Origin of the sequence: Desulfospira joergensenii DSM 10085 (assembly GCF_000420085.1) — a bacterium.
In the GTDB taxonomy this organism is placed as follows: domain Bacteria; phylum Desulfobacterota; class Desulfobacteria; order Desulfobacterales; family Desulfobacteraceae; genus Desulfospira; species Desulfospira joergensenii.
This window is the reverse complement of sequence record NZ_ATUG01000002.1, coordinates 2,278,979-2,296,404: the sequence shown is the minus strand read 5'-3', so window position 1 is coordinate 2,296,404 and position 17,426 is coordinate 2,278,979. Positions and strand designations below refer to the sequence as shown.

The 17,426-nt window shown below is 52.4% G+C and carries 14 protein-coding genes; 5 read left to right on the top strand and 9 right to left on the bottom strand.

The window, feature by feature from the left end:
- Positions 1–8: 8 nt before the first annotated feature.
- The 4 genes from metG to F608_RS0123495 all read left to right on the top strand — a co-directional run bounded on the left by metG (position 9) and on the right by F608_RS0123495 (position 8,312).
- Positions 9–1,928: a methionine--tRNA ligase gene (gene metG / locus F608_RS0123510; RefSeq protein WP_022668179.1), complete on the top strand. Its 1,920-nt coding sequence runs from the start codon at positions 9–11 to the stop codon at positions 1,926–1,928.
- A 128-nt stretch (positions 1,929–2,056) separates the two neighbouring features.
- Complete coding sequence (locus tag F608_RS33130) at positions 2,057–3,379, top strand: penicillin-binding transpeptidase domain-containing protein (protein WP_084681270.1); 1,323 nt, start codon at positions 2,057–2,059, stop codon at positions 3,377–3,379.
- A 22-nt stretch (positions 3,380–3,401) separates the two neighbouring features.
- Positions 3,402–7,109 (top strand): SIS domain-containing protein, encoded by a 3,708-nt coding sequence (locus tag F608_RS0123500; protein ID WP_027363060.1) that lies wholly within the window; start codon positions 3,402–3,404, stop codon positions 7,107–7,109.
- A 3-nt stretch (positions 7,110–7,112) separates the two neighbouring features.
- Positions 7,113–8,312 (top strand): MFS transporter, encoded by a 1,200-nt coding sequence (locus F608_RS0123495; protein ID WP_022668176.1) that lies wholly within the window; start codon positions 7,113–7,115, stop codon positions 8,310–8,312.
- Positions 8,313–8,332: 20 nt separating this feature from the next.
- Here the strand turns inward: F608_RS0123495 and F608_RS0123490 are convergent, their stop codons facing one another.
- From F608_RS0123490 to F608_RS0123440, 9 genes are all read right to left on the bottom strand, one after another.
- Positions 8,333–9,169 carry an epoxyqueuosine reductase gene (locus F608_RS0123490; RefSeq protein ID WP_022668175.1) on the bottom strand — a complete coding sequence of 279 codons (837 nt, stop codon included), beginning with the start codon at positions 9,167–9,169 and terminating at the stop codon, positions 8,333–8,335.
- Between the two features lie 369 nt (positions 9,170–9,538).
- Positions 9,539–10,360, bottom strand: a complete 822-nt coding sequence (locus tag F608_RS0123480; RefSeq protein WP_022668174.1) for a ComF family protein — start codon at positions 10,358–10,360, stop codon at positions 9,539–9,541.
- A 94-nt stretch (positions 10,361–10,454) separates the two neighbouring features.
- Positions 10,455–11,201 carry a 23S rRNA (guanosine(2251)-2'-O)-methyltransferase RlmB gene (gene rlmB / locus F608_RS0123470; protein ID WP_022668172.1) on the bottom strand — a complete coding sequence of 249 codons (747 nt, stop codon included), beginning with the start codon at positions 11,199–11,201 and terminating at the stop codon, positions 10,455–10,457.
- A gap of 11 nt (positions 11,202–11,212) precedes the next feature.
- Positions 11,213–11,809, bottom strand: a complete 597-nt coding sequence (gmk, locus tag F608_RS0123465) for a guanylate kinase (protein ID WP_022668171.1) — start codon at positions 11,807–11,809, stop codon at positions 11,213–11,215.
- 47 nt (positions 11,810–11,856) lie between these two features.
- Positions 11,857–12,123, bottom strand: a complete 267-nt coding sequence (locus tag F608_RS0123460) for a DUF370 domain-containing protein (RefSeq protein WP_022668170.1) — start codon at positions 12,121–12,123, stop codon at positions 11,857–11,859.
- A 163-nt stretch (positions 12,124–12,286) separates the two neighbouring features.
- Positions 12,287–13,183, bottom strand: a complete 897-nt coding sequence (locus tag F608_RS0123455; RefSeq protein ID WP_022668169.1) for a YicC/YloC family endoribonuclease — start codon at positions 13,181–13,183, stop codon at positions 12,287–12,289.
- On the bottom strand, positions 13,180–13,716 hold the full coding sequence (locus F608_RS0123450) for a DUF4416 family protein (RefSeq protein ID WP_022668168.1): 537 nt from the start codon (positions 13,714–13,716) through the stop codon (positions 13,180–13,182). The genes F608_RS0123455 and F608_RS0123450 overlap by 4 nt, the downstream gene beginning before the upstream one ends.
- A gap of 2 nt (positions 13,717–13,718) precedes the next feature.
- Complete coding sequence (locus tag F608_RS0123445; protein ID WP_022668167.1) at positions 13,719–13,901, bottom strand: Trm112 family protein; 183 nt, start codon at positions 13,899–13,901, stop codon at positions 13,719–13,721.
- A gap of 76 nt (positions 13,902–13,977) precedes the next feature.
- Positions 13,978–15,750, bottom strand: coding sequence for an ABC transporter transmembrane domain-containing protein (locus F608_RS0123440; RefSeq protein WP_022668166.1), 1,773 nt, complete (start codon positions 15,748–15,750; stop codon positions 13,978–13,980).
- A gap of 68 nt (positions 15,751–15,818) precedes the next feature.
- Here F608_RS0123440 and F608_RS0123435 point away from each other — a divergent pair, with 68 nt between their 5' ends.
- Positions 15,819–17,132 (top strand): 3-deoxy-D-manno-octulosonic acid transferase, encoded by a 1,314-nt coding sequence (locus tag F608_RS0123435; RefSeq protein ID WP_022668165.1) that lies wholly within the window; start codon positions 15,819–15,821, stop codon positions 17,130–17,132.
- The last annotated feature ends 294 nt before the right edge of the window (positions 17,133–17,426 follow it).

Genomic DNA, 17,426 nt, shown 5'->3' with positions numbered 1-17,426 from the left:
CAAGAAAAATGAAAAAGAAACCTCGGTTTTTCACAACCCCTATATATTACGTAAATGCCAAACCCCATCTGGGCCATGCCTACACCACCATAGCCGCGGATGTGGCCACCCGGTTCATGCAGATGGATTCCCGGGACACCTATTTTTTGACCGGGACCGATGAACACGGGGACAAGATTGTCCAGGCCGCAGAAAAACAGGACACCAGCCCCAAGGAGTACGTGGATAAAATAAGCAAACTTTTCCAGGATCTCTGGCCGGTTCTCAATATCTCCAACGACCAGTTCATCCGGACCACGAATCCGGATCATATCCGGGTGGTTGAACAGGTGCTGTCCAAAATCCATGACAGCGGGGATATATACTTTTCCAGTTATGAAGGCCTCTACTGCTTCGGATGCGAGCGGTTTTACCAGGAACGGGAATTGGTTGACGGCAAATGCCCGGATCACGGAACCGAGCCCGAAGTTATCCGGGAATCCAATTATTTTTTCAGGATGAGCAAATACCAGGACTGGCTCATCGACCATATCCAGACCCATCCCGATTTCATCCGCCCGGAACAATATAAAAAAGAAATACTCTCTTTTTTAAAGGAACCCCTGGAAGACCTGTGCATCTCCCGCCCCAAAACCCGGCTTACCTGGGGAATCACCCTGCCCTTTGATGAAGATTATGTCACCTATGTCTGGTTTGACGCCCTGGTCAACTATATTTCAGCCCTGGGCTATCCCGACTCCGACTTATTCAAAAAATTCTGGCCCACGGCCCGCCATTTTGTGGCCAAGGATATTATCAAGCCCCACGGCATCTACTGGCCCATCATGCTCAAAGCCGCGGGCATTGACATCTACGACGGGCTCAATGTCCATGGATTCTGGAACGTCAGGGGCAGCAAAATGTCCAAGAGCATCGGAAACGTGACCGATCCCCTTGAGGTTACCCGGGAATTCGGTGTGGACCCGTTCCGGTATTTTCTCATGCGGGAAATGGTATTTGGCAAGGATGCCAATTTTACCGAAGACGTTATCGTAACAAGGATCAACTCCGATCTGGCCAATGACCTGGGCAATCTCTTTTCAAGGGTGTTGACCATGACCAACCGGTACTGCAAGCAAGGTTTCTCAAAAGAAAATCTAACACCCCGGGATCCGGACCTCTCCCTTGAATCCCCTGCCCGAACCGCCATTGAAGCTTTCAGACAGGCCATGGCCAATTGCGAGTTCCACAACGGCACGGCAGCCGTATGGACCTTTATCGGACTGATGAACAAGTATATCGACACCCGGGAACCCTGGGCCCTGGCCAAGGATGAAACCCGGCGCCCCATGCTTGAAACGGTTCTCTACAACCTCATGGAGGGCTTACGGGTGGTCTCATGCCTGATATATCCGGTCATGCCGGAAACCTCGTCCAAAATGCAGGAGACACTGGGGCTTGAACCTCCGGATCCGGGATTTTATCCCCTTGACCAAATCATGGACTGGGGTCAGATAAAAACCGGCCTTGGTTTCTCAAAGCCTTCCATCCTCTTCCCCAGGATAGAGATCAAACCGGACAAAAAAGAAAAAAAGACAGCAAAGCCCTTTAAACCGGCCTTAAAGGATGAGATTACCATTGAAGATTTTTCCAAAATCGACCTGAGAACCGGAACGGTAATCCAGGCGGAACCCGTGGAGAAATCCGAAAAACTGCTCAAACTTTTGGTGGACCTGGGCGCGGAAACCCGTCAGATCATCGCAGGCATCGCGAAAAATTATACCCCGGAAACCATTGTGGGGAAACAGGTTCTTGTGGTGGCCAATCTCAAGGAGGCCAAACTCATGGGTCAGGTTTCCCAGGGAATGGTCCTGGCCGCTGGGAGCAAAAAGGAACTCATCCTCACGGGACCGGACAAAAAAGCCCCTGACGGATGCCCGGTAAAATAAAAAGATAGAATCCTTTACGCAGAATAACCCTTCGGTTTCCTTGAGAGTTTGATTTGTACACCTTTAAAAAAGAAAATTCCTGGCAGAGGCATCAGGCTGAGTTTCTTTTAAAAAAAAAGAAGAAGCTCATGTTTGTAAAGGCCCTGCCCCTGTTTTTGTCCCTTGCCGCTTTCCTGGTCCTCGGCCTGGGGGCTCTGGTCTTTTACTGGCCGGCAGACCGGTTTGACTCCCCCCGGGAACCCGCCCATTCCGTTGAAAAACCCATGCCCCGGAAAGATGTCTTATCCAAACAGCAGCTCCGCCGGCTCATCGGAGATATCCATTTTCTCAATGCAAAAAAAGATATTTTCACTGCCGGCGCAGGAGCCGAGAAGTTACAAATCAAGGCGAGTCTGGACCCGGATCTCCAGGAATTTCTGGTCGATTCCCTGGACCGGCTCAAGACCCTGACCCGGGGAAAGCCCCAGCGCATCGCCATGGTGGCCATGGACGCCCGGGACGGAGGTATCATTGCCATGGCCGGATTTGATCTGGACGATCCCAAGGCAAACCCCTGCCTCAGCTCTGACTTTCCCGCCGCCTCCATATTCAAAATCGTTACCGCCACCGCAGCCATGGACTCCCTGGGATACACCCCCCAGACACCGGTCCATTTCAACGGAAACAAATATACCCTTTACAAACGCCAGTTAAAGGAAACCCGGAACAGATACACGGTGAAAACCACCCTTGCCGAGGCCTTTGCCGAATCCGTGAACCCGGTATTCGGCAAACTGGGCAAAAACGTACTGGGAAGGGAAAGACTCAATGCCTATGCCCATGCCTTTGGATTCAATGAAACCCCTGTTTCCGAACTCAATTTTGAATCGGGCCGGTTCCGTCTCCGGGAAAACGATTATTACCTGGCAGAACTGGGCTGCGGATTCAACACCGACACCAAGATCTCTCCCATTTTCGGAGCCATGATGGTCACCGCAGTGCTCAACTCAGGGAAATCCCTGATGCCGGCCATTGTGGATCAGGTAAAAAACCTTGATGGAGAAGTCATTTACAAACATAAAAAAGAAGTCTATAAAACCAGCATGGCGCCGGCCAGTGCCGAAAAGATGATCTCTCTCATGGAAAAAACCATTTCCAGGGGAACCGCCCGAAAAGCCTTCAGGGGAATTTCCAGGGATCGTATTCTGTCTAAACTGGTCATCGGTGGAAAGACAGGATCCTTGTACAATAAGGAGCATACGGTCAAATACGACTGGTTTACTGGATTTGGGAAACCAAAGACCGGGGGCAGATCCCTTGCCGTTTCCATTGTCGTGGGCCATCGTAAATATATCGGCACCCGGGCCAGCAGCTACGGGAAGATGATTTTAAGACAATATTTTAAGAACAGCGGCCAAGAAAAAGCGGCATTGCATACCAAGAGTACAGACACCAACCACAGGGAAAGCTGATCCCAAAGACATGGGAGGAAATATGGCATTTCAGACAAGAACGCTGGCTAACAAAATCAAACAGATGCTTTCAATGAAAATCCAGGTCGGAAAATCCCTGGATCAGGCAGATGAAAACAGCCTGATCCTCTTTCCCTTCCAGGCCAATGTGCTTTCCTGCGGAATCTGTGCCTTTGTGGCCTTTAAGGATGGAGTTCAGGACCCTGGATTTGATCTGGACGGATTTTCAAAGCAGATCCACGGACTTGAAAAGGGTCTCCTCCCTGAAACCCTGGGGGATTTCTGTGTAAAGGAACAATTTTTCGGGGGGGAAGAACATATCCTGGACCATTTGTTTAAAACCGCCCAGGACCTGAAAAAGGAAGCCGTGTTCCAGGAGATATTTTTTAACCCGGACAAGATCAAGGCGCTCTCCGAAATCATCCTCTGGATCTCCGGAATCCTGGACCAACAGAGATCCACATTTAAAAATCTTGAATCCAAACTGGAGTCCGCCGATGTGGAGATCATCTCCCTTCGCCTGGAAAAACTGGCCGATACCCTCTGGTGCCTTGAAAAAGAGGTCCTGGACAATATCAAAGCCATCCGGAAACTATATAATGCCGCCGGTCAGGACGGCAGTCCCGAAGGCCTTTTTGTATTCAAACGGCTCAACGCCGTGCTGAACAGCATTGACAGGCTGGAGGTCCGGGGCAGGGATTCAGCCGGGATCTCCGCCGTATTCAGTCTGACCAAGGAGGAGTTTGAAAATTTCAGGACCGGCCTGATCAAGGCCGGTCTGTCCGACCGGATCAAGGACAGGACCAATCACCAGGTGCTGTCCAACAACAGCCTGACCATATCCGACACCTATCCGGAACCCGGCATCCACCTGGTAAGTATCTCCTTTGCCTTTAAGTTTGCAGCTGAAATCGGTGCCCTGGGGGACAATGTGGCCTTTCTCAGGAGCCAGATCCGAAACGATCTCGTTCTCCAGATTTTAAGCCAATACAAATTTGAATCCTCATCCATATCCGCCCATACCCGCTGGGCTTCCGTGGGAGACATCACCGAGGCCAACTGCCATCCCGTGGACAATACCCCCACGGACCGGGAAATTGAAACCTCGGGCATCATCCATGTCTGCCTCAACGGGGACATCGACAACTACCTGGAGTTGAAAACCGAATATGAAGCCCACTACGACAAGATCCACGGGGACATCAACACCGACACCAAACTGATTCCCCTCCAGATTGAGACCCATCTCAAGGGCGGAGCCGGGATAGAGGAGGCTTTCAGGCTTGCCGTAAACGATTTCAGCGGTTCCCACGCCATTTCCATGCATTCTGATCTGGCGCCGGGCAAGCTTTTTCTTGCCCAGAAGGGAAGCGGCCAGGCCATCTTCGTGGGCATTGCACCGGACCACTATATTGCCGCATCCGAACTTTACGGAATTGTGGAGGAAACCCAGGATTACATCAAGCTCAACGGGGAGGACAAGGGACAGATCGTGGTGTTGGACCAGCACTCCCCGGGCGGGGTGGAAGGGATCCGCTCCTTTTACTATAACGGAGACCCCATTGAGATCAGCAGAGACCATCTTCTGACCAGCCAGATCACCTCCAGGGATATTGACCGCCAGGATTTTCCCCACTACTTCCTAAAAGAGATCTCCGAGTCTCCCTTTTCCGTTGAAAAAACCCTGGAAAACAAGTTCAGACTTATCGGGGAGGGTCATCTCTTTGAAACCCGGCTGGACAGATCCGTGGTTCCCGAGTTCATTGAAGAAGATCTTAGGTCCGGCAAAATCAAAAAAATCTATTTTATCGGCCAGGGAACCGCCGGCATTGCCGCCCAGGGATGTGCCGACCTCCTGGGTTTTTACCTGGAAGGCCTGGACATTGAAATCCGGGCCCAGAAATCCTCGGAACTTTCCGGGTTCTGCATCTTTGACTCGGACAACCAATGCGGATCCATGGCCAATACCCTGGTGGTGGCCATCAGCCAGTCCGGCACCACCACGGACACCAACCGGACCGTTGACATGATCCGGGGCTGCGGAGCCAGGACCATGGCCATTGTCAACCGCAGGGATTCCGACCTGACCTTTAAGGTGGACGGGGTTCTTTACACCAGCTCGGGCCGGGATATTGAGATGTCCGTGGCATCCACCAAGGCCTTTTATTCCCAGATTGCGGCCGGGGCCGTCCTGGGCCTCCACTTTGCCAAAATCATTGGCGCAAGGTCCGGGGAATTCATCACCGAAGAGATCCGGGAGATCCAGGCCATTCCCGACAGGATGCGGGCCATCCTGGAAATGAAAGATCAGATAAAGGCCTCTGCCAGCCGCCTGGCCGTGACCAAGAACTACTGGGCCACCGTCGGGTCAGGCGCCAACAAGACCTCTGCCGACGAAATCCGGATCAAACTCTCCGAACTCTGTTACAAGACCATTTCCTCGGATTACGTGGAGGACAAAAAACATATCGACCTCTCTTCTGAGCCCCTGATCATCGTCTGTGCCGCCGGTACAAGGGAGAGTGTCCTGGGCGACATCATCAAGGACACGGCCATTTTCCACGCCCACAAGGCCACCCCCGTGGTGATCACCAACCAGGGGGAGGACCGGTTTGACCTTTATGCAGAGGATGTGTTTAAAATCCCGGAAATCAAGGAGCACTTTGCCCCTGTCCTCAATACCCTGGTGGGACATATCTGGGGGTATTACGCGGCCCTGGCCATCAACGACGGCTCCCAGTTCATGTACCAGGGAAAAACCCAGGTTCAGGAAATCCTGGAGGAATACACGGACAAGGGGCATGACGCCTATGAGGTACTCCTTGAAAAATCCTTCCGGGAAAAAGTGGCCCAGTTTTACAATCAATTTTCCAAGAGAAGAAGGCAGAACGGGTTCCCGGCGGCCATGGGACTGGACAACGCCACCAATATCACCCTGCTGCTCAAATACCTGTCCGGACGGCTTCCGGTTTCAGATTTTGAAATCGACTTCCAGACCAAGGGCACGCCCTCCAATATGCTGGACGCCTTTTTCAAAAGCATGGCCCTGGCCGTCAACACCATGGCCCGGCCTGTGGATGCCATCAAACACCAGGCCAAGACAGTGACCGTGGGCACCAGCAGGATCGCGGAAACATTTGAGGGGCCCCTGTTTGACGAACTGGCCGCCAACGAGATCCAGGTCTCCCAGATCACCCATAAAAACGTCCTGGTCATTAAAAATCTCCAGGAGGTGATTTCCCGGGTCAAGGGCGGACTGCTCTACCGGATCTCGGGCCTGAGCCTGCTGGGAGAGGTAACCCAGGAGACCCAGATCCGGGTGGTCAGAAAGACCGGTGCCTTGGAAAACGAAACCTCCAGGGTGGAAACCGATCACAGCCTCAAGGGGACCAAGAACATCATTGTCAGGGAAGGCAATGTCTATATCGGTAAGGGACGCAAGGACCGGAAAAACATCCTGGTGATCCCGATCATGTCCTCATCCCCGGAAACGCCCAATATCATCGAGTTTATTCTCTCCCTGAACGTGGCCTTTAAGTCTTCCCGGGAAGTCTCTCTTCTGAAGAAGATGAAGGCCCTCGGCGGAAAATACACCCGTCTCAAAGACTGGGTTCTGGAGAGCCGGAACATTCAATGGGATGACAAGTTCCTCAACCTGATTGAGGTGGAGACCCTTTTCGGGGAGACCGCCGAAAAGGTTGTGGACGCCATCATAGAAAAGATCCACTAGCCCATGACCGACACAAAAGCTACCGGGGAAGCATTGACTGCCCCCGGAAGCGGACCGGTTCCGGTGCCTGATTACAGAAAAGAGCTCATGTTCAGGTACCTTATCGTCCTGACCATCTGCTCCACGGGCGGACTCCAGTGCTGGCGGACCCTTTTTGACAACTTTGCCGTACACGTGGCAGGCCTGGACGGCCACCATATCGGAATCCTCCAGTCCGTCCGGGAAATTCCCGGATTCCTGGCCCTTCTGGTCACCTATGTGATCATTATCATCAAGGAACACAGACTGTCCGCCTTTTCCATCGTCATCCTGGGAGGCGGGGTCTTTTTGACCGGACTTCTGCCCAGTTTCCAGGGCCTCCTCTTCACCACCCTGGTCATGAGCTTCGGGTTCCACTACTATGAGACCACCAACCAGTCCCTGACCCTCCAGTACTTTGACAGGCTCACATCCCCCCTGGTGTTTGCAGCCCAGCAGAGATACGCGGCCCTGGCCAATATCCTGGTGGGAATCCTCATCTTTGCCATTGCCCCGTTTTTTTCCTATCAGACCCTGTACATCCTGTTCGGCAGTCTGATCTGCGGCTGCGGGATCTGGGCCCTGACCCAAAATCCGATAAAAAAGAAACTCCACCCTCAAAAAAAAGAGATGGTGCTCAAAACAAAGTACTGGCTCTTTTATTTTCTGACCTTCATGGCCGGGGCCAGGCGTCAGATCTTTGTCGCCTTTGCCGTTTTCCTTCTGGTTCAAAAATTTGATTTCTCGATCCAGGAAATCACCCTGCTCTTCCTGCTCAACAACCTGATCAACTTTGGGATCAGTCCCCTGGTGGGGAAATTCATCCTCAGATACGGGGAAAGAAGGCTTTTATCCCTGGAGTACTTTACCCTTATCCTGATATTTATTGCCTATGCCTTTGTGGAGTCCAGGTTTCTGGTGGGAGTTCTCTATGTCCTGGATCACATCTTTTTCAGCTTCAGTATGGGCATCAAGACCAATTTTCAGAAGATCGCCAGTCCCGGGGATATCGCCCCCAGCGCGGCTGTGGGCTTTACCATCAACCATATCGCCGCCGTACTCCTGCCGGTGATCGGCGGACTGCTGTGGATGAAGGACTATAGGATTCCCTTTCTGGCCGGGGCCGGCCTAAGCCTTGTCTCCCTCTGTCTGGTTCAGCTGATCCGCATCCCTGACCGGTCCTGAGTTTCGAACTGGCCAGCCCCTTATCTTCCAACCGGGCAGGCCATTTCACACCTTCTGCAGAACTTGACCTGCTTCCCTGTTTTATCCGTGCCCTCAATGACCACTTCCCTGCCTGCATCCAAGTTCTTTTCCATTTCCAGGTTGCAGGTGAATCGACTGTATACCCCTGTCCTGCCCGGTAATTTCTGCTGCCCAAAGGTCTCTTTGGAATATATCTGTTTTTCAAAGGCTTTCTGGGGACAGGCCCTGCGGCAGTATTCCTCGCAGTCTTTACACGGATCAAAATCCGTCATCCCGGTGGAAGGCAGGTCCAGGTCCAGCAGCATCACCCTCAGGCGGACCCGGGGGCCGTATTCCGGGGTGACCAGAATATTGCTTTTCCCGATGCAGCCCAGCCCGGCCAGCACAGCCGTGTCCTTCATAAACACCCCGCCGTGCTCAATGTGATAGGGTATCTTGATGCACTTGATCCCGGTTTCCGCCTCAACCCACTTGGCCAGTTTGGCAAACACGGACATGAGCTTTGCATTTCCCCTGGTGCCGCCTTTCAATCCCTTGAGCCACCAGTCCATGTCCGGGGCATACCGGGGATGTTCCACCGCGATGACCACGGCGGAATTGGCATGTTCGGGCCAGATAACCTTGCCTTTTTTCTTGCCGTCCACCTCCTTGGTGCCCACACCGGAAAATTCGGTCTGTTTCCCGGATATGGTATGGGAAGGCGACTCCTTTAATTCTTCAACATTTGCAATGCCCGCCATGCAGGCCCCGAACTCGATGGTCCTGCTGATGATCCGGTCACTGAGGGCTGTTTTGCTTTCTTTGATCATCCTGTTGTCCTTGTGAAATTCATCCATTATATTCGTCCCTGGCCGTTCAGGCAAGCCCCATGACCGGCGGTGCGAAAGGTCCTTGGTTCGTCAGGCTGTTTGCAAAATAGGGGGCCCGCTCTCAGGTACCCAGTATCACCTTGTTTTCCGCAAGAACAGATCCCATGAACACGAACAATACAGATATCACCAATACAAACTTTTTCATTTTTCCTCCTGGTCAATCAGGTCCTACCCCCAGGAAATAAAAAACAAAGAAGACAGAATTGTTCAGCCGCTTCGGGCCTTTTCAACGAAACATACAGGACTGCCGGAATGATTTATATGGGGGTTTACCCTACATTTTAATGAGGAACTCCCCTAAACATGGGGACAATGGGCCAGGAGAGATAAATTTCAGGCCCGGGCAAGAACCAGGACATCCACCCGGTCTGCCCCGTGCCGGAACAGAACCCTGGCAGCCTCTCTACAGGTTGATCCTGTAGTAAACACATCGTCAATCAAAAGGACCCGGGCCTTTTTGATCCGACTTTGGGCTTTTGGGGAAACCTGAAAGGCATTTCTTAGATTTTTCCTTCTCGATTTTTCATCCAGCCCGGTCTGGGGCCGGGTATGAACCACCCGCTTCAGGCTGGCAATATCCACCTGCCAGGAAGGGTTTCTGTGAAATTTTCTGAAATAGAGATCCGGAAAGTGCCTGACCAGGAAATAGGCCTGGTTGAACCCCCTCTGCCTCAGCCTTCTCACATGGAGGGGAACCGGCAGGACCAGATCGGGTTCCGGTTCCATGAAATAGGTTTCAAAGGCTCTAAACAACACGCGTTCAAAGGGTCGGGCCAGGGAGAGTCTGGATTGGTATTTGAACAGGGGGACCGCCTCTTTCACCACACCGCTGTATACCAGAGATGCCCTGACCCTGGAAATTCTCCTGAACCTGGGATTTTTTTTCAGACAGGCTTCACAGAGATGGTTTTCCCCCTGGTCAAAAACATGGCCGCACCAGGGGCAGAAAGGAGGTTCAAAGGGCCGGGGCCCGGAACCCAGGCAGGACTTGCAGAAATAAGCTGAAAAAGCGGATGGATCTGCTGTTCCGGAATCCATATAGGTTCCGCATTTCAGGCATCTTGGGGGAAACAGGAGAGTTTGAACAAGATCCGACACCGGCTGGAAGCGCCTGCTTACGCTCCTGACAAAAGACTTTTTAAAAACCGGAAGCATTGTGCCTCCTTTTCTGGATCACCCAAGGCAAAAAGGCCGGGGAGCGTCTCCATGTCCTTTACAGCCAACCCGGATATTTCATGAAATATCCGGGCTAAAGCCTCTGTCGCCGGGCCTCGTACATGGCGACCCCCCCTGCCACGGATGCGTTCAGGGAGCTTACGCCGCCGGAGATGGGGATGGACAAAAGAAAATCACACTCCTTTTGAACCCCGGGCCGGATCCCCTTGTGTTCCCCGCCCACGATCAGGGCAATACTGCCGGTGAGATCCGATTCGTACAAAGAGCTGGTTCCCCGGGCATCCAGGCCGGAGATCCATACCCCTTGCTCCTTGAGCCCCCTCAGGACAGAGGAGGTATTGGTCATCATGTAAATTTCAGTATGTTCCATGGCCCCGGCCGAGGTCCGGGAAACCGTGGGGGAGGGAACGGCGGACCGGTTCCTGGGGATCAGAATATGGTCCACACCGGCACACAGGGCGGTCCGGATCAGGGCGCCTAAATTATGGGGATCCTCGATACTCTCCAGGACAAGGATAAAACAGGGAGATTTTCTTTCCCGGATTTCAGGGAGGATATCCAGGCCGTTCCGGACGGGAAAAACAGAGGTTTTAGCGGCGATGCCCTGGTGGACTCCGCCCCGGGTCAGTTTATCCAGACGCTTGGAATCACACTCCTCGACCTTCACTCCCCGCTTCCCGGCCAGGGCCGTTATCTTATCAGCCCGGCCGGCTGACCGCCGGTCCGAGATATAGACGGCCTCAAATTCCCTTCGCTCCGCCCTAAGGGCCTCGGCCACGGAGTGAAACCCGAACAATATTTCCCTGGATTTTTTCGGCATCTTAACAGGTCCTATCCTTTATTTTCCATGGGGATTCTTGAGGCTCCCCCGATTTCAGAGGCAAAGAGGGCGCAGATCTCATCAATTGCCCGGTCAAGGCGGTCATTGACGATCACATGGTCGTATATATTTTTCTGCCGGATCTCCTGGTCTGCATTTTTCAACCGCAGGTCGATGACCTCCCTGGAATCGGTTCCCCGGCTTTCAAGCCTCTGCCTTAGGACCTCCATGGAAGGCGCCATGATAAAAACGGAGACCGGCTTGAGATCTGAATCCATGATCTGGCGGGCTCCCTGGACATCGATGTCCAGGATCAGGCTCAGGCCTTTTTCAAGACTCTCTTCCACAAAGGATTTTGAGGTTCCGTAACAATTGCCGTGAACCTGGGCCCATTCCAGCATTAGACCCTGTTCAACCAGGTCTGTGAATGCCTGGTGGGTCACAAAAAAATAATCCTTCCCATGGACCTCCCCGGATCTGGGATCTCTTGTGGTATGGGATACGGAATAGGAGAGATCGGGAAAGCGGCGGAGCACCTCCCGGACCAGGGTGGTTTTTCCCGCTCCGGAAGGGGCGGATACCACAAAGAGTTTCCCTTTATCCTTCATTTGTTTTCCTGTCTGATCTTATCTTTTGTTTCCAGGGCCGGGACCGCTTATTTTTCTTCTTTCTCATCTTTCATCAGGGCTTCAAACCGGGATGACACGGTTTCAGCCTGGATGGCGGACAAAATCACGTGATTGGAATCCGTGAGAATAATGGCCCGGGTTTTTCTGCCGTGGGTGACATCGATGAGGCTGCGCTCCTCCTTTGCCTCGTCCTTGAGACGCTTCATGGGGGATGAATTGGGAGAAAGGATGGCCACAACCCTCTCTGCCACGACTGTATTGCCAAAACCGATGTTCAGTAGGACCTGTTCCATATCATTTATTCCTATTTGTTAGGTTTGAACGAAATCTCTCCCATAACCGGCGTTGCTGCAGGATTTTCAGATCCTCACGTACTATAGTACGCTCCGGTCTAAAAATCCCTTGCGCCTTGCATATGGGCAAGCCTTCGTCCAAACATCGTTTCCCGAACCCTTATCATTCAATATTCTGAACCTGCTCCCGGATCTTTTCAAGCTCTGATTTAAGATCCACCACCCTGTGGGAAAGATCGGCATGGCCGGCCTTGGAACCGATGGTGTTGAATTCCCGGTTGAATTCCTGAATTAAAAAATTGAGTTTTCTGCCCTGGGAATCTCCGGAGTCCATGACCTCCCTGAACTGCTTGATGTGACTGTGGAGTCGGACGATCTCTTCAGAGACATCGCTTTTATCGGCCAGGATGGCGGCTTCCTGGGCCAGGCGAACCGGATCGATCTGAACGGAATCCCTGGAATTTATATCTGCGGTAATCCGGTCCAGCCTTTCCATGAGTCTTTTCCTGTAAATTTTGGGAATCTCCTTTGCAAGGGTCTCAACCCCGGCCAGGCTTTTTTCAATAAAATCCATGCGGCCGGCCAGGTCCTTGTAAAGGTTCTCCCCTTCCCTGCACCTCATCCGGTCCAGATCTGCGGAAGCCGACTCAACCGCACCGGACACGGCCTCCCACAGAAGTGCCGCATCAATCTCCTTTTTGGCCGGCTGGATCAAATTTCTGGCAGACAATACCTGGTCCAGGGTGGGACCGGATTCCAGTTGAAGATGCTCCCTGATCTGGGTCAAAACCCTGAAATAGGATTCTGCCCGGACCATGTCGGCCTGATAAAGATCCGGCTCTGTGGAGTCATCCTCAATATTGATCCGGACTTCAATCCGGCCCCTCTGGTGAAGCCCGGATATGATCTTCTTGATCTCCTCTTCAAAGGGCTGACAGATTTCAGGCAGGTGCAGGGCAAAATCCAGAAACCTTGAATTATAGGACCGGATGGTGGCATCTGCCGTGATATGCCCGGAGGATTCGCTGGCCTTTGCAAAGGCGGTCATGCTTTTTATCATTTGTTTTTTCTTCCCTTTAGGTCCAGAATATATTTATTCCTGATTTTTTCAAGAAAATCCGTAACTTGCTTTGAACGATAATCCGGATAGGTCCATTCCAGCGGTTTAAATCCCTGGCCCGTGTACATCAGGGTCAGGTCCCCATAGATCTGATCCCCGATATAGATCCTGTGGGAATAATCCTTGCCCGTGGCCAGGATGAACCTGGAAGAGAGCAGATATCCCGGATCAATATTCACCTGTCTCCTTCCCCCGGATTCATTTTCCTTTTCCAGCTCATTGGTGGAAAGCTTGATCCGGGACAGGTCGTCCTGGCCGATCAGCTCCTTAAAGGCGATCACCCGGCGGAAAAGGGGAAAGCCCATCTCCCGGTAATAGTAGTCCGTAAAATCAAAATCCAGCCACTTTGAGATCATGTCCACGGGCCCGCCGATCTGTTCAAGCCTTTCAAACAGGGTTTCCAGAACGGCCTTATCCTTCATGAAAACGGAAATCACCAGTTTGGCCGGGTCCGGGGGTTTGGGGATGCTCATTCTTACTCGGAATTCCCCTTGTAGGGAAGGGCTTCCTCCACCAGCATGATGGGAATATCATCCCGGATCTCATAGACCAGGCTGCAGGCTTTGCAGATCAGTCCGTCCTCTTTTGGGGTAAGCTCGATCTCGCCCTTGCATTTGGGGCAGACCAGAATTTCCAGCAGTTCTTTTGAAACGCCCATATTTTCTCCGATTTTAAGCTAAATGTCTAAAGGCGAAGGTTGAAGCCCTGGGCTTTGGACCTTCGGCCAGGTTTTATTATTCTTCCCGGGTTGGGTCCGGTTCCACCGTGTTCTTTTGCATGATCTGGAGTTTGTAATACTCTCCTTTTTTGTCCATGAGATCTTCATGGCTGCCCTGCTCGACGATCTGGCCGCCCTTGAGCAGGATGATCCTGGAGGCATAGTCAATGGTGGAAAGCCGATGGGCAATGACAAAAGAGGTCCTGCCCTTCATCAGGTTTTCCATGGCCTTCTGAACCACCCGCTCTGCCTCGGAATCCAGTGCGGAAGTGGCCTCGTCCAGGATCAGGATAGGCGCATCCTTGATCAGAGCCCTGGCAATACAGATCCGCTGTTTTTCTCCTCCGGAGAGCCTGGAGCCCAGTTCCCCGATAATGGTATCAAATCCCTTGGGAAAGCCCTGGATGAAATCATGGGCATAGGCGGCCCGGGCCGCATCCTCGATCTCCCGGTCCGTGGCATCCATGCGGCCGTAACGGATATTGTCCCTGACGCTCTCGTTAAAGAGAATGGGCTCCTGGGTTACGATGGAGATATGCTTTCTCAGGGAAGCCACGGACAGGTCCCGGACATCAATTCCCCCGATCTTAACCTGGCCCCGGGTAACGTCGTACAGCCTGGGCACCAGATTGACCAGGCTGGTCTTTCCTCCCCCGCTCATGCCCACCAGGGCCAGAACTTCTCCCGGGGCGATCTTGAGGTTGATCTCTTTTAAGGCGTCTTCTTCGCCGGGGCCGTAGGAAAAGGAGACATGATCAAACTCCACGTCAAAGGCCTTTCCCTCAAGCAATGTGGGATCCTCTTTTTCCTCAATGGTCTGTTCCTGCTCCAGGATGTCGAATATCCGGGTGGCGGCGGCGGCTCCTTCCTGGATAGTATTGTTGAGCCCGGACAATTTCTTAACCGGATCGTAGAGCATCATGACTGCGGTTAAAAAAGAGAAAAAAATGCCCGGTGTGGAGGTGCCGTTGATCACCCGCAATCCACCGAACCAGATGATGAATGCAATGCCCAATCCCCCTAAAAATTCCATGACCGGGGAAGACAGGGCCCGGGCAACCATCTTTTTCATCTCCAGGCGGAAGAGGAGCCGGGTTTTTTCCTTGAACCGGGTGATCTCAAAGGGTTCCAGGCAGAAGATTTTGATAATCTTGGCCCCGGTGAATGTCTCGTGGAGAAAGGAGTTGAGATCGGCCATGGTCTCCTGGGTTCCCGTGGAGAACCGTCTCACCCTGCGGCCGAAGATCAGGATGGGATAAAATGCCAGGGGCAGGACAAGAAAGGCACCGCAGGCCAGCTGCCAGTCCCGGTAAAAGATCACGCATAAAAAAGCGATTACCGAGAAAAAATCCTTGAACACGTTGATCACCGCCGTGGAAACCATGCCCTTGACGATGTTCACGTCATTGGTGATTCTGGACATGAGGGCCCCTGTTTTTTCCCGGTGGATAAAGGCAATGGGCATCTCAGTGATCTTTTCATAGAGTGCTTCCCGGAAATACCGGATGATCTTTTCCCCGATATAGTTCATCAGGTATTCAGACCCGAAGGAACCGATGCCCTTGAGCAGAAACACCAGAACCGCCAGCCCGGGAATAAGCAGGAGCATTTCCCGGTTCCGGGCAATGAAGATATCATCCATCACCGGCTTGACCAGCATGGCCATGGCCCCGTTGGCCCCGGCAACAAGAATCATGAACAGAGCGGCCAGGGCCAGCCTTCTCCAGTACCCGGAAACCAGTTCGAGGATCTTTTTCTGCCTGGATTTGGACAGGACTTTTTTTTGCATTTTCATAAAATTTTATATTTTGGATAGTCTATTGTCAATATTGGTAAAACATGAGAGCATACTCCCCCATGACAAAGTGTGCCTTTATACCCAATTTTTTCAGGTTTTACAATATCATGTGGCGGGCAGTCCTTCCTTTTTTACGAAGGAACCGACGGCTGAGTCCCACATTTAATCAGCGGCTGAACCCGGCTGCCTTTCCAAAGTCCGACATCTGGATACAGGCGGCCTCGGCCGGGGAAGCCTTTCTTGCCCTTTCCATTTTAAAAGGATTCCGCCCCGGAACAAAGACCCGGATCCTGGTCACCACCACCACGGCCCAGGGCATGGAGATCCTTGAAAAAGGTCTTTCCCGGGATTCGGCCCTGGGAGCCCCGGCCGGAACCCTTCTTATCCGGACATCCTATTTTCCCTTTGACCTTCCCGATATTGTGGAAGAGGTCATTGACCAGATCTCCCCCAGGGTGATGGTCCTTTTGGAGACCGAAATCTGGCCGGCCCTGTTTTATCGCCTGAAAAAAAACCGAATCCAGACCCTTATCCTCAATGCCAGGATGTCCAAAAAAAGTTTTCGCCATTATCGGCTCACCAAATTTTTATGGTCAGCCCTTGCCCCGGACCGCGTCCTGGCCATTTCAGATCCGGACGCCCTTCGATACGGGACCATTTTCCCGGTGTCAAAACTCTCCACCATGCCCAATATCAAATTTGACTCCATGGAGGTGCAGGATGACCACCGGACCCGGTCAGATCTAAAAGACAAACTGGCCGCCTTTCTCCCCGGGGGTGCAAGATTTTCCATCCTGGCCTCCCTGAGGCGGCAGGAGGAAAAACAGGGCATCCGGATGATCCGCCATCTATTGAACCGGTACCCGGACCAGGTCATTGGGGTCTTCCCCAGGCACATGCACAGGATCAAGGCCTGGAAAAAACATCTGAAAACCCTTCGGTTTGACTTTATCCTGAGGTCTGAACTGGAAAACCTACCCGGAACCCCTTTGAAAAAGCCCAATATCATCCTCTGGGACCGGTTCGGAGAGATGCGGGCAGCCTTTCCCCTTGCATCCGCCGTATTTGTGGGCGGCAGCCTCAAGCCCCTGGGAGGGCAGAATTTTCTTGAACCGGTGATCCAGGGAGCCCCCACAGTGACCGGACCCTTCTGGGACGATTTTTCCTGGGTGGGCCAATCCCTCTTTGACCGGAACATCGTATGCAAAAAGAGAAACTGGCATGAAGCGGCCCAGGCCATGGTCTCCTTGCTGGAAAATCCACCGGACCGGGGAAGCCTCAGACAAAAGGCTGCGGCTTATATTGGCTCCCGCCGGGGCGGGACAGATCTGGCCTGCCAAGCCATTCTCGAAAGCCTGAAAAATCAAGGATGACACCTAAGATTTTCAGGTAAATAGGCTGAAGGTGTTTAGGTGACTTACTTCAACCTGGTTTTTCGATACCGACACAATATGTGGTAGATGGACAATTCTTGAAAAAGCATTCAACAATACCGGTAGTGCTTGCCTGGGACAGTCAAAACGAACGCAAAAATCATTCACTTTGAAAATTTGAGAAAATGTGCGGACTATAGCCAGAAGTGCTCGCCTCCTCCGGATATGTCATTAAAAACATTATGGAGAAAATACCTTTGATTAAAAATGGCAGAGATTGAAGTTGAACGGGTT